The 13548-nt window shown below is 66.7% G+C and carries 12 protein-coding genes; 7 read left to right on the forward strand and 5 right to left on the reverse strand.

What is annotated here, in order from left to right; genetic code table 11:
* The first annotated feature begins 4 nt into the window (after positions 1-4).
* From ureG to groL, 3 genes are all read left to right on the forward strand, one after another.
* Positions 5-652, forward strand: coding sequence for an urease accessory protein UreG (gene ureG / locus WAZ62_RS11970; RefSeq protein WP_422643749.1), 648 nt, complete (start codon positions 5-7; stop codon positions 650-652).
* Between the two features lie 4 nt (positions 653-656).
* A complete protein-coding gene (locus WAZ62_RS11975; protein WP_422643750.1) occupies positions 657-1457 on the forward strand; it encodes an urease accessory protein UreD in 801 nt (266 codons plus the stop codon).
* A 250-nt stretch (positions 1458-1707) separates the two neighbouring features.
* Positions 1708-3312 carry a chaperonin GroEL gene (gene groL, locus WAZ62_RS11980; protein ID WP_422643751.1) on the forward strand — a complete coding sequence of 535 codons (1605 nt, stop codon included), beginning with the start codon at positions 1708-1710 and terminating at the stop codon, positions 3310-3312.
* 15 nt (positions 3313-3327) lie between these two features.
* Here the strand turns inward: groL and mgtA are convergent, their stop codons facing one another.
* Positions 3328-5880, reverse strand: a complete 2553-nt coding sequence (mgtA, locus tag WAZ62_RS11985) for a magnesium-translocating P-type ATPase (RefSeq protein ID WP_422643752.1) — start codon at positions 5878-5880, stop codon at positions 3328-3330.
* A gap of 223 nt (positions 5881-6103) precedes the next feature.
* Between mgtA and WAZ62_RS11990 the strand changes: the two genes are divergently transcribed.
* From WAZ62_RS11990 to WAZ62_RS12000, 3 genes are all read left to right on the forward strand, one after another.
* The gene (locus tag WAZ62_RS11990) at positions 6104-7129 is read left to right on the forward strand and encodes an alcohol dehydrogenase catalytic domain-containing protein (protein ID WP_422643807.1); all 1026 of its coding nucleotides are present in this window, start codon (positions 6104-6106) and stop codon (positions 7127-7129) included.
* Between the two features lie 31 nt (positions 7130-7160).
* Positions 7161-8045: a transglutaminase family protein gene (locus tag WAZ62_RS11995; protein ID WP_422643753.1), complete on the forward strand. Its 885-nt coding sequence runs from the start codon at positions 7161-7163 to the stop codon at positions 8043-8045.
* Positions 8046-8219: 174 nt separating this feature from the next.
* On the forward strand, positions 8220-8723 hold the full coding sequence (locus WAZ62_RS12000; protein ID WP_422643754.1) for a hypothetical protein: 504 nt from the start codon (positions 8220-8222) through the stop codon (positions 8721-8723).
* A gap of 33 nt (positions 8724-8756) precedes the next feature.
* Here WAZ62_RS12000 and WAZ62_RS12005 read toward each other — a convergent pair whose 3' ends face one another.
* Entirely contained in the window at positions 8757-9347 is a 591-nt protein-coding gene (locus tag WAZ62_RS12005) for a gamma-glutamylcyclotransferase (protein WP_422643755.1), read from the reverse strand.
* Between the two features lie 72 nt (positions 9348-9419).
* Here WAZ62_RS12005 and WAZ62_RS12010 point away from each other — a divergent pair, with 72 nt between their 5' ends.
* Positions 9420-10493, forward strand: coding sequence for a DUF2125 domain-containing protein (locus WAZ62_RS12010; protein ID WP_422643756.1), 1074 nt, complete (start codon positions 9420-9422; stop codon positions 10491-10493).
* Between the two features lie 84 nt (positions 10494-10577).
* On the opposite strand, the gene WAZ62_RS12015 is transcribed toward WAZ62_RS12010, so the two are convergent.
* From WAZ62_RS12015 to pheA, 3 genes are read right to left on the reverse strand one after another with little or no spacing between them, the layout of a single operon-like run.
* Positions 10578-11510, reverse strand: a complete 933-nt coding sequence (locus WAZ62_RS12015) for a prephenate/arogenate dehydrogenase family protein (protein WP_422643757.1) — start codon at positions 11508-11510, stop codon at positions 10578-10580.
* Positions 11503-12615 (reverse strand): histidinol-phosphate transaminase, encoded by a 1113-nt coding sequence (gene hisC, locus WAZ62_RS12020; protein WP_422643758.1) that lies wholly within the window; start codon positions 12613-12615, stop codon positions 11503-11505. Before hisC ends, WAZ62_RS12015 begins: the two co-directional genes overlap by 8 nt.
* Positions 12616-12644: 29 nt before the next feature.
* Positions 12645-13490, reverse strand: a complete 846-nt coding sequence (gene pheA, locus WAZ62_RS12025) for a chorismate mutase (protein ID WP_422643759.1) — start codon at positions 13488-13490, stop codon at positions 12645-12647.
* Positions 13491-13548 lie beyond the last annotated feature (58 nt).

Here is a 13548-nt window from a genome sequence, read left to right on the forward strand (position 1 = left end):
CGGGATGAACAGCGCATTGGAAGCACAGCGTTCCACGGCGGCGCGCATCGGCATCGGCGGCCCGGTCGGCTCGGGCAAGACGGCCCTGATCGAGGCGCTGATCCCTGTTTTGCACGCGCGGGGTGTCGATCTGGCCGTGATCACCAATGATCTGGTCACGGCCGAGGACGCGGAGCGCCTGCGCCGCTCTGGCCTGATCGATCCCGAGCGGGTGTCGGCGGTCGAGGCCGGCGCCTGCCCGCATACGGTGATCCGCGAGGACCCCAGCCTGAACATCATGGCTGGCGATGTGCTCGAAGAGCGTTTCCCCGGTGTCGAGTTGCTGATCTTCGAAAGCGGCGGCGACAATCTGGCCTCCACCTTCTCCCTCGATCTCGTCGACTGGTGGATCTTCGTGATCGACGTGGCCGGCGGCGACGACATTCCGCGCAAGAAGGGGCCGGGCGTGCTGCGCGCCGATCTTCTCGTGGTGAACAAGACCGATCTTGCCCCCCATGTCGGCGTCGATCTTCCGCGCATGTTGGCGGAGGCCCGCCAGGTGCGGGGCGGCCGTCCCGTGATCGCGACCAACGCGCGGCGCGGCGAGGGCGTCGCCGCCGTGGCGGACGCCATCGTCGCGGCGGTCCTGTTCGATCACGCCCCGGCGGCCTGACGCGATGGCCGGGGCGGAACTATGCTTCGAGTCCGGCGGCGGGCGCAGCGTGCTCACGCGCCAATATGTGCCCTATCCCTTCCATATCACCCGGCCTTTCTATCTGGACCGGGCGCGGCCGGATCTGGCCACGCTCTATCTGCAATCCTCGTCCGGCGGGCTTTATAGCGGGGAGCGGCTGATGCTCGATCTGCGGGCCGGTCCCGGGGCGGCGGCGCAGGTGACAAGCCAGGCCTCGACCGTCGTTCACGATTGCCGGGGCCAGCCGGTCCTCCAGTCGACCAGCCTGTGTCTGGAGGCGGGAAGTTTCGTCGCCCATACGCCGGAGCCGGCGATCCTGCTGCCCGGTGCCGCGCTGGACAGCCGGCTGGCGGTCACCCTGTGGCCCGGCGCCGCCGGTGTGGTGACGGATGGCGTGCTGGCCCATGATCCGACAGGCGCGGGCCGCGGTTTCGACAGCCTGATGGTCGAGAACCGGATCCAGGCCCCCGATGGCACCCTTCTGCTCTGCGATCGCCAGGCCGTTAGCGGCGCGCTGACGCGGGGCGCCATGGGCGGATACCGCTGCCTGGGCAGCGCCCTGATCTTTGGCCCCGGCAGCGCATCCCTCGCCGGGGCCGAGATCGAGGCGCGGCTGGATGCCCTTGGCTGCCATGCCGGGGCATCCCTTCTGCCGGGGAGCCTTGGTCTTGGGATCCGCCTGCTGGCGCCGGAAGGCGATTGTTTTCGCAAGGGCCTGTCGCTGATCTTCGATCTGGCGTTCGAGGCGTTGGTGGGCCAGATCCCGGCGCCGCGGCGGAAATAGATCGATCCGCTGTATTTTGTGCGGGCGCGATCGGCAAAATACCGAAAACGTGAATATTTCGCGAAATGAAAATAAATCCCGGGAATTTCCGGGATTCGGCGCCATATATCGCCCGTATCAATTTCAAATATTGCGTCCGAATTCTGGATGAAGATTTCGGGTGCCTTTTCCCCGTCGAGGGGGCTCGCCTGCAGACGCCCGGATTTTCCGTCGGTCGCTGAAACCAACATATGACCATCGGAGATCGATCATGGTTGCCAAGGACATCAAATTCGCCGGCGACGCTCGCGACCGCCTACTGCGCGGCGTGGAGGCCCTTGCCGATGCGGTGAAGGTCACCCTCGGCCCCAAGGGGCGGAATGTTCTCGTCGCGCGGAGTTATGGCGCGCCCCGCATCACCAAGGATGGCGTCACCGTCGCCCGCGAAGTCGATCTGTCCGATCGTTTCGAGAACATGGGGGCGCAGATGGTGAAGCAGGTCGCGACCCGCAGCAGCGATCTGGCTGGCGATGGCACGACGACCGCGACGGTGCTGGCCGGGGCGATCCTGCGCGAAGGGGTGAAGGCCGTGGCCGCCGGGCTCGACCCGATGGAGTTGAAGCGCGGCATCGACATGGCCACGACGGCCGCCGTGGCCGAGATCGTCCGCCTATCGCGCAAGGTCTCGACCAGCGCGGAAATCGCCAATGTCGGCCGGATTTCGGCCAATGACGATCGCGAGATCGGCGACCTCCTGGCTAGCGCCATGGAGAAGGTCGGCCGGGAAGGCGTGATCACGGTCGAGGAAGGCAAGTCTCGGGAAACCAGCCTCGAAACCGTCGAGGGCATGAGTTTCGACCGGGGCTATGTTTCGCCCTATTTCGTCACCGATGCCGAGAAGATGACGGTCGCCTTCGAGCAGCCCTATATCCTTCTGCACGAACAGAAATTGCCCGGCGTCCAGGCCCTGTTGCCGCTTCTCGAACTTGTCGCCAAGAGCGGCCGGCCCTTGCTGGTCATCGCCGAGGATATCGCCGGCGAGGCGCTGGCGACCCTGGTCGTGAATGCCCTGCGCGGCGGTTTGAAGGTTGTCGCGGTCAAGGCCCCGGGCTTTGGCGACAGAAGGCGCGCCACGCTGGAAGACATTGCCGTCCTGACCGGTGGCGAGGTGATCACCGAAGACCTTGGGACCAAGCTGGAAAATGTCACGCTGGCCATGCTGGGCCGGGCGGGCTCGATCAAGGTCGACAAGGAAAACACCCTGATCGTCGATGGTGCCGGCGACAAGGCCGCCATCGCCGCCCGCTGCGCCCAGCTGCGCAGCCAGATCGAGGATTCGACCTCGGACTACGATCGCGAGAAATTGCAGGAGCGGCTGGCGAAACTGTCGGGCGGTGTCGCCATCATCCGCATCGGCGGCGGCAGCGAGGCCGAGGTGAAGGAGCGGGGCGACCGCGTGGACGATGCGCTTCACGCCACCCGCGCCGCGGTCGAGGAAGGGATCGTCGCCGGCGGCGGCGTCACCCTGCTTTATGCCGGCAAGGTGCTGGCCGGGCTGAACCCCGCCAATGCCGACCAGAAGGCCGGCATCGACATCATCCGCCGGGCATTGCAGGCGCCCGCCCGCCAGATCCTGGTGAATGCCGGCGAGGAAGCCTCGATCATCGTCGGCAAGCTGATCGAGACCGGCGACCCGACCCGGGGCTTCGATGCCCGCGAGGGCGGCTTCGTCGACATGATCGCGGCCGGTATCATCGATCCGGCCAAGGTGGTCCGCCTCGCCCTCCAGGGCGCCGCATCCATCGCCGGCCTCATGATCACGACGGAAGCCCTGATCGCCGAGCGCGTGCAGGGCGGCGAAGATCTGGCGGCCTGACCGGCCGGCCCCGGGCTAACGCCCGGCGGCCGAGCGGTAGAAGAAGAACTTCGCGATCTCGACCAGCACGAGATAAAGCACGGTCGTGCCGAACAGATAGGCGAAGAACAGCGGCGGCGGCGCGACGAAACCGAACCAGTCGCCCACGGGCAGGAAGGGCAAAGTGATCGCGACGGCGACCGCACCTGCCGCCATCGCGAGCAGCAAGGGGTGGGGCCGGCTGCGGAACAGCCGGCGCCGCGTGCGGATGGCGAAGACCACCATCACCTGGGTGGTGATCGATTCGATGAACCAGCCGGTCTGGAACAGGGCCTCGCCCGCGTTGAAGAGATGCAGCAGGGCATAGAAGGTCAGGAAATCGAAAACCGAGCTGAGCGGCCCGAAGACGAGCATGAACCGCTCGATCAGCCCGACATCCCAGGTCACCGGGCGGGCGGTTGCCTCTTCATCGACCCGATCGAAGGGAATGGCGATTTCCGAGACGTCATAGAGCAGGTTGTTCAGCAGGATCTGGATCGGCAGCATCGGCAGGAAGGGCAGGAACAGCGCCGCCCCCGCCATGCTGAACATGTTGCCGAAATTCGAACTCGACCCCATCAGGGCATATTTGGCGACATTCCGCACCGTGCCGCGGCCGTGAACCACGGCATCGCGCACGACCGATAAATCATGATCGAGCAGGATGAGGTCGGCCGCCGCCCGGGCGACATCGGCCGCGCCATCGACCGAAATACCGACATCGGCGGCGTGAAGGGCCGGCGCGTCATTGATGCCGTCCCCCAGGAAGCCGACGACATGGCCCGTCCGCTTCAGCGCCAGCAGGATGCGATGTTTCTGCTGCGGATCGACCCGGCAGAACAGGTTGACCTGGGGCAATTGCCCGATCAGCGCCTCGTCCGACATATGGGTAAGCTGCTCGCCGGTCAGCACGCCGGTGATCGGCACGCCGATTTCAGCGAAAACATGTCGGGTGACGTGTTCATTGTCGCCGGTCAGCACCTTCACGGCGATCCCGGCAGCCGCCATGGCCTGGATCGTCGTCCCTGCGCTCGCCTTGGGCGGGTCGAGGAAGACGGCGAAGCCCGAGAAGACGAGTCCGCTTTCGTCCGCGATCGCCGCCGTGTCGTGGCCGGCGTCGACCTCGCGGCTGGCGATGCCAAGGGCCCGGAAGCCCTGCGCGCCGAGATCGTCGAGGGTCGCGGCGAAGGCCTTGCGCGTCTCGTCGTCGAGCGGATGTTCCTCGCCCACCGCGTTCTCGTAAGCACCGGAGAGCCGCAGCAGGTCCTCCGGCGCGCCCTTGACGATCAGGCGGCGCCCGGCCTCGTGCTCGACCAGGATCGAGACCCGGCGGCGCTCGAAATCGAAGGGCACCTCGTCGATCTTCTTCCAGGCCGTCATGTCGAAGGGATGGGCGGCGATGATCGCCTCGTCGAGCGGGCTTTTCATTCCGCTCTCGAAATGGCTGTTGATACAGGCATGGGCGTAGGCCCGCCGGCTCTCGGCGCCGGTGCCATCGATGACGCGAACCAGCTTGATCGTGGCTTCGGTCAGGGTGCCGGTCTTGTCGGTGCACAGGACATCCATGGCGCCGAGGTCGTGAATGGCCGTGAGGCGCTTCACGATCACCTTGCGCTTGGCCAGATCCATGGCCGCCCTGGCCAGCGTCACGGTCACGATCATCGGCAGAAGCTCGGGCGTCAGCCCGACGGCGAGCGCGAGCGCGAACATCAGCGATTCCAGCGCGGGCCGGGCGAGGGAGATATTCACCACGAGGACGAAGAGCACCATCAGGATGGTGAAACGCATGATCAGCATCCCGAAGCGGTGGATGCCGATGGCGAAGGCGGTGGCCGGCGGTTTCTCCGCGAGGCCGGTGGCGAGATGGCCGAGCGCGGTCGCGCCACCCGTGCGGCAGACGACGGCGGTCGCCGTGCCGCTGATCACCGACGTGCCGGAAAAGACCGTGTTCGAGGCGCCGGCCGGATTTTCGGCCCCCAGGGCGGTGTCGGTTACCTGTTTTTCAGCGGGATAGGGTTCGCCCGTGAGCAGGGCCTGGTTGACGAAGAGGTCGCGGCTTTCGATCAGCCTGGCATCGGCGGGGACGAGATCGCCAGCGATCAGTTCGATAATGTCGCCCGGCACCAGCTGATCGATCGGCACCGAGACGCAGGTGCCGTCACGGCGCGCGCTTGCCCGCACCGCGACGGACCGGCGCAGCGCCTCGACCGCGCTCTGGGCGCGGGCTTCCTGAACGAAGTCGAGCGTGATGCTCATGGTGACGATGGCGACGACGACGAAAAAGCTGGTCACATCGCCCGTCGCGGCGGAAAGCCCGCTGGCGACAAGGAGAATGATCACCAGCGGATTACGGAAACGTGACAGAAACTGCAGCCAGAGCGGTGTGGGCCGCTGGGTCTTGGCGGTGTTGAGACCGTAACGCGCCCGCCGCGATGGCACATCGGTGCCCTCAAGGCCGGCAGGGGTGGCTTTCAATCGTCCGAGCAGTTGGTCGAGCGGTTCCTGCCAGATGTCTTCAGCGACCTGATCCTGTCTCGGCGTCGCGCCCATCGGTAACAATCCTTCCGCGTCACACGCATTGTTATAGCGTCGACCGGCCGGCAACGCGAAGCCGCGCCGCCCCGACGCGGACGTGAGTGTTTTCCGATTCTGATCGATTGCGTCACTGAGCGGTAAGGTTCCCCCGAACTGGTTGCATGTGAAACTGGTCGGGGGCTCGATGAAAGCATTCGTCTATTGCGGGGATGGTCGCACCGCGCTGGAAGACCGGCCGATGCCTCGGATTTCGGCGCCAACGGATGTCGTCGTCCGCATGACGAGAACAACGATCTGCGGGACCGATCTTCACATCCTCGGTGGTCGCGTGCCGACATGCGAGCCCGGCCGTGTCCTCGGCCACGAGGGGGTCGGCGTGGTCGCGGCGAAAGGGCCGGGCGTGATGATGTTCGGGATCGGGGACAAGGTCCTGATTTCCTGCATCAGCGCTTGCGGCCAATGCGATCGCTGCCGGCGGCTGAAATACTCCCGCTGTCTCTGCGGTGGATGGATGCTGGGCCATACGATCGACGGGACACAGGCTGAATTCGTTCGGATTCCCTTCGCGGATCACAGTCTCTATCTCCTGCCGGACGAGGCGGACGAGGATGCGCTGGTCATGCTGAGCGACGTCATGCCCACCGCGTTCGAGTGCGGTGTCCTCGGCGGTCAGGTCCAGGCCGGCCGAACGGTCGCGATCATCGGCGCGGGACCCGTGGGCATGGCGGCGCTGCTGGTCGCGCAGCTTTACGCTCCCGCGGCGATCATCGTGATCGACATGGATGAGGCGCGGCTCCAAATAGCGGTCGGTCTCGGCGCGACAACCACCGTCGATGGCCTCGGGGGGCGGGCCCGCAAGGCGGTGGTGGATCTGACCCGGGGCAGGGGCGTGGACACGGCCATTGACACGGTTGGCCTTCCGGCCAGCACGGCGCTGTGCCGTGCCATCATCGGGACGGGCGGGCGTATCGCGTCGGTCGCCGACCACGCGGTGGCGGCGGATCGCTGCCTTGAGCATTTGTGGGATCGCAACATCACGGCCGACAGCCGGCTGGTGGACACGATCAGCACCCTGATGCTGCTGAACATGGTTCGTTCCGAGAAACTCGACCCGAGCCGCCTGGTGACACACCATTTCAAGCTGGACCGGATTCGGGATGCATACGAAACTTTTGCTCACTCGGCGGCGACGCGGGCCCTGAAGGTCATTGTCGAAGTTCCGCCACCCTCGACCGACGGCCGCGGCCTCGCTGGAGGTTCGTAGCCCTGATGCGGCTGGGAGAGCACTGGCTATCGTGATCGCGCTTGGTATCTATCACCGCACCGTCTATCGCTACCGCAGCCCGGTCGCCCTCGGTCCTCACCGGCTGATGGTGCGTCCCCGGGAAAGCCGTGAATTGCGCCTGCGCGCCTTCGACATCGCGACCTCCCCCGTCGCCACGCTCACCTGGGCCAATGATGTCTACGGCAACATCGTCGCGACGGCGTATTTCCAGGGGCTTGCCGATCAGCTGGAGATCGTCTGCCGCTCCACGATCGAACTCGACGCCGTGGCCTGGCCGGTTTTCGACATCGCGGCATCGGCCATCCACTATCCCTTCCGTTACGAGGCGGACGAGGTGACCGATCTCGGCGCCCTGATCTTTCCCCGTCATGCCGATCCCGCCGGCCGCCTGCGCAATTGGGCCGCCGGTTTCGTCCGCGGCAATCCAACGGACACGCTCTCGCTGCTCAAGGACATGTGCACGGGGATATCCGCCTGGATCCGCTATCAGGACAGGGAAGACGAGGGCACGCAGACGCCGCTTGAAACGCTTGATCGGGGCTGGGGGTCATGCCGGGATTTCGCCGTGCTCTTCGTCGAGGCGGTGCGCAGCCTTGGTTTTGGCGCGCGGATCGTCTCCGGCTATCTGGACAATTCCTATTCGGGCCGTGCCGGCTCGGCCGGGGCCGGCTCGACCCACGCCTGGGCCGAGGTCTATGTGCCGGGCGCGGGCTGGATCACTTTCGACCCGACCAACCGCAGTGTTGGCGGCCTTAACCTGATCCCGGTCGCGGTCGGCCGCGATATTCGGCAAGTGGTGCCGGTCGCCGGCAATTTCGGTGGTCGGACCGATGCCTTTCTGTCGATGCAGGTCGAAGTTCAGGTGAGCGCCGGCCCGAATTTCGTGCAGAATTGAGCCCCGATTACCGGAAGGTCTCATTTTATATGCCTCGCCAATACCTATATTGTGTAGGACTGAGTTTTACTGGCCGATGATTTTGACTTGAGGTCGCGGCGATAGCCTGTTTTTCATTTTCATCTTTTGTCGCGCGGTGCCCGTCGGCATCGGCGATCTGTCGGGAAATCCATCATGAAGTCGCCCACTCAAGCCCATCGGGATGCGCGGAAATTCAACAGCACGCTGCATCTTGCCGGCGCCAACGCCGGCAAGACCGGCGATCTCGTGCGTGCGGCGGGGCGGGTCATCCATCACCGCATGGTGCTGGGCACCCGGGCGATGATGAGCCCGGCCGATGCCGATCACGCTGAATTCTCGCGCATGATCCCCGAAAAGATCGGGGCTTTTTCCGAAGCGGCCCAGATCTGGCTGCGCTGGTCCGGCCTGATCGCCGATCAGGTTTCAGGCTATATCCGCCGGGAAATCGCCGCCGCCAACGATATCGCCGCGGCCTCTGCCGTCAGTGGCTCGCCGGTCGGACTGGCCGCCCTGCAGCAGCAGGCGGCGTCCGACTGGATGGGCCGGGCCTATTCCCAGGGTCTGGCCCTCGGCGCGCTGATGATGCGGTCGCAGGACGCGATCATGGCGCCGGTCCTGCGCACGGCCGAAGCCAACGCGCGACGGCTCGGTCGCTGACGTTTTCCGCAACACGCCGCCCGCGGCCGGGACTCACCCCGCCAGATGCTGGACCTCGTGATCGCCGAGGGGACCGGCGGGGATCGCGTCGACGGCGCGGCGAAGCCGGTGCAGGGTGCCGTCGCCGAGGCCGAGGCGGGTGATTTCGTCGACGGTGGCGGCCAGATAGTCGCGGTTGCGGCCGGCGATGCCCTCGGCGCCGGCGATCATCCGCGCCTGCTGCTCGAAGCCGAGGCCGCCGGCATATTGCTCATGGGCCCGATCGGCGACATAGGTGACGGCGGGATGCGTCCCGCTGTCGGTCCGCACCGGCAGGAATTTCTCGATATAGACATTGGTCACCAGTTCCCGCTCGCGCAGATAGGCGAGGGTGGCCTCGCGTTCGGCCGCGGCGACGCGGAAGACGACGCCCCGGCACGAGCCGCCGCGATCGAGACCGAGAACAAGGCCCGGCTTCTCGCAGGTGCCGCGGTAATGGTGGGAATAGATGCAGAAGGCGCGGTGATAGCCGTGCAGCGTGGCCGGCCGGCAATCGACATGGGAAAAGCCCGGCCGCCAGATCAGCGAGCCGTAACCGAACACAAACAAGTCACCCGTCAGTTCCGCCATGCCATCCTCGATCACGCCGCGGCCCCTTCCGCCGCCGACCATCCTTGCCTATAGAGGGAGCCGGCCGGGGCCAAGGGAGACATTGTGGTGAAATCCAGACGGTATCTCTACCTGACTTTATTCGTCATCGTCGCCATCGGCGTCTGGACCGCCTATTGGTTCACGCTCGCCAGTCAGGTGCGCGAGCGCGCGCGGGCCTTCATCGATCAGCAGACAGCTGGCGGTGTCGAGATCGCCTTCACGAATTTCGATGTCGGCGGCTATCCCTACCGGATCGAGGCGACGGTCGACAATCTGACCATCTCCATGCCGCGTCAGCCGGGCAAACCCGCCTTCGCCGTGCCGAGGCTGGTCGTGCTCGGCCTGCCGTGGAACCCCAATCTCGTCGTTGCCCGCATCGAAGGCGACGCGGTGACCCGCTGGACCGACGCCCGCAACGAAGAACAGCGCGCGACTTACCGCGCCGAGTCGACCGGCCTGTCGGTCGGCCTCGAAGGTGGGCAACCCAAGCGCTTCGCCCTGTCGATGGATCGCCCCCGGCTGGAATCGAGCCTGCTCGCCGGACCCGTCTCGGCCAAGGTCTTCGAGATTCACGCCCGCCTGCTGGACGGCGGCCCGGTCCCGGCCAGCGATGGCGCCGCCGGCAATACGCCGACCGCGCCCCTGTCGATGGAACTCGCGCTGGATGGCGAGGCCGTGGTGCTGCCGCCACTGCCCGATGCCGTGCTCGGCAACGAGATCACGTCCTTCGGCTATACGGTCGGCCTGGCCGGACCGTTGCCGCGCTATCTGCCGGGCACGGCGCCGCGCGACATGATCGGCGCCTGGGCGCAGGCCGGCGGCACCATCGAGCTGACGCGGGCGGAAACCCGCTGGGGCAGCCTGAACTCGACCATGACCGGCAGTTTCTCGGTCGACGGCGAGATGCGCCTCCTCGGCGCCATGTCGGGCCGGGTCGGCGGGCTGGAGCCGCTGATCGACGGCGCGGTGGCGCAGGGCCGCATGAACCCGGGCCAGGCGCAGAGCATCAAGAAGGCCCTGAACGCCATCGGCTTCATCACCAGGGACGCGGAAGGGCGGGTGCCCTTCGCCCTGACCTTCCAGGACGGCAAGGTCTCGATGGGGCCGGTGCAGGTGGGCGAACTCCGGCCCCTGTTCTAGCACCGTTTTCCGACTGTCTCGTCGCCCCGGCGAAGGCCGGGGCCTTTGGACGACAGGGGGAGGGCGCTTCGCCGGGCGGCAAAGCTATTCGGCGCTGCCCGGGACCCGGCGGCCGAAGTCGGCGGCCGGGGTTTCCTGACCGGCGTCGACGATGGAGCGGCGGATCGCCCGCGTCCTCGTGAAGAGGTCGAACAGCGTGTCGCCCTCGCCCCAGCGGATCGCGCGCTGCAGCGCCGTCAGATCCTCGACGAAGCGGCCCAGCATCTCGAGCACGGCTTCCCTGTTGTTCAGGAAGATGTCGCGCCACATGGTGGGGTCGCTCGCCGCGATGCGGGTGAAATCGCGAAAGCCGCCGGCCGAATATTTGATCACTTCCGACTGGGTGACGGTCTCGAGATCCGAGGCCGTGCCGACGATATTGTAGGCGATCAGATGCGGCACATGGCTGGTGATCGCCAGCACCAGGTCGTGGTGCTGGGCGGTCATCACCTCGACCTTGGCACCCATGGCGGCCCACAGCCGCGAAACCTTGTCGAGGGCGGCGGCATCGCCATCCTCGGGCGGGGTCAGGATGCACCAGCGGTTCTCGAACAATTCGGCGAAACCGGCTTCCGGCCCCGAATGTTCGGTCCCGGCGACCGGATGGCCGGGCACCAGATGCACGTTGAGCGGCAGATGCGGCCCAACCTCGCGCAGGACCATGGCCTTGACCGAGCCGACATCGGTGACGATGGCGCCGGCCTCGACCACCGGGCCGATTTCCTCGGCGATCCTGCCGAAGGCGCCGATCGGCGTCGCGAGGACGATCAGGTCGGCGCCCTTCGCGGCCTCGGCGGCGGTGGCATGGGCGGCATCGACGAGGCCAAGGCGCAGCGCCGTCGCCCGCGTCGCTTCCGAACGGGCGGCGCAGACGATCTCGCCGGCAAGGCCGTGGCGCCGCATAGCGAGCGCCATCGACGAGCCGATGAGACCGATGCCGATCAGCGCGACCCGGCGGAACAGGGGCTGTTCAGCCATGATCGCCCCGCAGGAAATCGGCGATGGCGGCGGCCGCGATCTCGCATTCGTCGCCCGCGCCGATCGAGATGCGCAGGTGATGCGGCAGGCCGTAGGACGTGACCCGGCGCAGCAGGATGCCGCGGGCCGAGAGATAGGCATCGGCCTCGGCGGCGGTCTTGCCCGGGCTATCCGGGAATTCGACCAGCAGGAAATTGGTCACGCTGGGCACGACCTTCAGGCCAAGCTGGGTGAGCCGGCCGGTCATCCAGGCGCGCCACCGGGTGTTGTGGCGCCGCGCCTCCTCCAGGAAGTCGTCGTCGCCAAGGGCGGCGACACCCGCGGCCTGGGCCGCCATCGAGATGTTGAAGGGACCACGCACCCGGTTCAGCACGTCGGCGACGCCCTGCGGGCAATAGGCCCAACCGAGGCGCAGCGCCGCGAGGCCGTAGAGCTTCGAGAAGGTCCGCAGCATGACGACGTTTTCCGCCGCCTCGACGGCGCGGATGCCGGCTTCGTAATCGTCGGCATCGACGAATTCGGCATAGGCCGCGTCGAGCACCAGAAGCACATGGGGCGGCAACCCGGCATGAAGCCGCGCGATATCCTCGGGCGGGACATAGGTGCCGGTCGGATTGTTCGGATTGGCGACATAGACGATCTTGGTCGCCGGCGTTACCGCGGCGAGCAGATTGTCGACATCGATGCGCAGGTCCTTCTCGGGCGCCTTCACCGGCGTCGCGCCCGCCGTGCGGGCCGAGATCGGATAGACGAGAAAGCCATGTTCGGAATAGAGAACTTCATCCCCCGGCCCGGCATAGGACAGGGTCAGCAGATGAATCAGTTCGTCCGAGCCGGCGCCGCAGACGATGCGATCGGCGGGAATGTCGAAGCGGCGGGCGACGGCGTGGCGCAGATCGGTGGCGCCGCCATCGGGATAGCGGTGCATGTGAGCCGCCGTCGCCGTGAAAGCCTCGATCGCCCTGGGGCTGGGGCCGATGCCGGATTCATTGGACGAGAGTTTGATCACCCGCTGGCCGGGTTCGGCGCTCGACCTTCCGCCGACATAGGCGGCGATCTCGAGGATGGATGAACGGGGAACGGGCCTGGAATCGACCGGGGGCATGACGCCTCTCCTCGGGGAAACTGAAGGGATCAATAGCCGGACGTGCTGATCGGCCGGGCATATCCGCCGGCGGGGATCGCCTGGGCGATCTCGTCGCCATGGGCGGCCAGCAGCGAATGAAGGCGGGGGTCGCCGTCATGCAGCGGACCGTCGACCTCGAACAGATGCAGCGTGTCGCCGCCGCGTTGACGGCTGTCGATGCACTGGCCGTTGATGCCGACCGCGGTCAGACGATCGCTCAGGCGGCCCCGGCTGATTTCCGTGCCATAGCCGGTGACGATGATCAGATAGCCGGCGTCATCGCCTGAAACCCCGGGGCCGAAGGGGGCAACCGCCACCGCCTCGACCGGGCTGGAGCCGTCGCGGATGAAGGGCAGGCGGGCAATGATGCGGGGGCGCGCGGTGTCCGTCGATGCGAGATTGGGCCACCAGGCATTCTCGTCCCCCGCCGGCAGCGGCAGCACGCCGACGATCAGGCCGCCACTTTCGGCGACGGCGCGCAGGGCCTGGGCCGGGGTGTCGTGCAGATCGATGCGGGCGGCGCCGAAATGCGCCCGGGCGACATCGAAATGCTCGAGAAGGCCATAGGGGGCATAGAGCGCGACCGACAGCGGGGCCTGGCCGCGGGTGAGGCTCGAGATGATCTCGCGCCAGATCCGGCCCAGCAGCCCGACGGGCAAGGTGCCGCGATGGCGGCCGACCAGCCGGCGCAGGATGCTGGCTTCGCGTTCCGGCCGCAGTGCCGCGGTGCCGCGCTTGAGGACGGCTATCCGTTGCACGACGTCAGCCCGTTCCATCAACAGGTCGTGGAGGCGGTCGTCGATCTGGTCGATCTCGCGCCGCAGGTCGTCGAGGTCGATGGGTTTCTCGCTCATTCGCGGGTACTGAACTGAAGGCCGGACGGGCCGTCCGAAGGCCTGACGTTTTTAGACG

It is taken from the genome of Zavarzinia sp., assembly GCF_049306435.1.
In the GTDB taxonomy this organism is placed as follows: domain Bacteria; phylum Pseudomonadota; class Alphaproteobacteria; order Zavarziniales; family Zavarziniaceae; genus Zavarzinia.

Coding starts and splice junctions, on each gene's coding strand:
- ureG (WP_422643749.1), top strand. CDS start 5: ATGAACAGCGCATTGGAAGCACAGCGTTCCACGGCGGCGCGCATCGGC.
- WAZ62_RS11975 (WP_422643750.1), top strand. CDS start 657: ATGGCCGGGGCGGAACTATGCTTCGAGTCCGGCGGCGGGCGCAGCGTG.
- groL (WP_422643751.1), top strand. CDS start 1,708: ATGGTTGCCAAGGACATCAAATTCGCCGGCGACGCTCGCGACCGCCTA.
- mgtA (WP_422643752.1), bottom strand. CDS start 5,880: ATGGGCGCGACGCCGAGACAGGATCAGGTCGCTGAAGACATCTGGCAG.
- WAZ62_RS11990 (WP_422643807.1), top strand. CDS start 6,104: ATGCCTCGGATTTCGGCGCCAACGGATGTCGTCGTCCGCATGACGAGA.
- WAZ62_RS12000 (WP_422643754.1), top strand. CDS start 8,220: ATGAAGTCGCCCACTCAAGCCCATCGGGATGCGCGGAAATTCAACAGC.
- WAZ62_RS12015 (WP_422643757.1), bottom strand. CDS start 11,510: ATGGCTGAACAGCCCCTGTTCCGCCGGGTCGCGCTGATCGGCATCGGT.
- hisC (WP_422643758.1), bottom strand. CDS start 12,615: ATGCCCCCGGTCGATTCCAGGCCCGTTCCCCGTTCATCCATCCTCGAG.
- pheA (WP_422643759.1), bottom strand. CDS start 13,490: ATGAGCGAGAAACCCATCGACCTCGACGACCTGCGGCGCGAGATCGAC.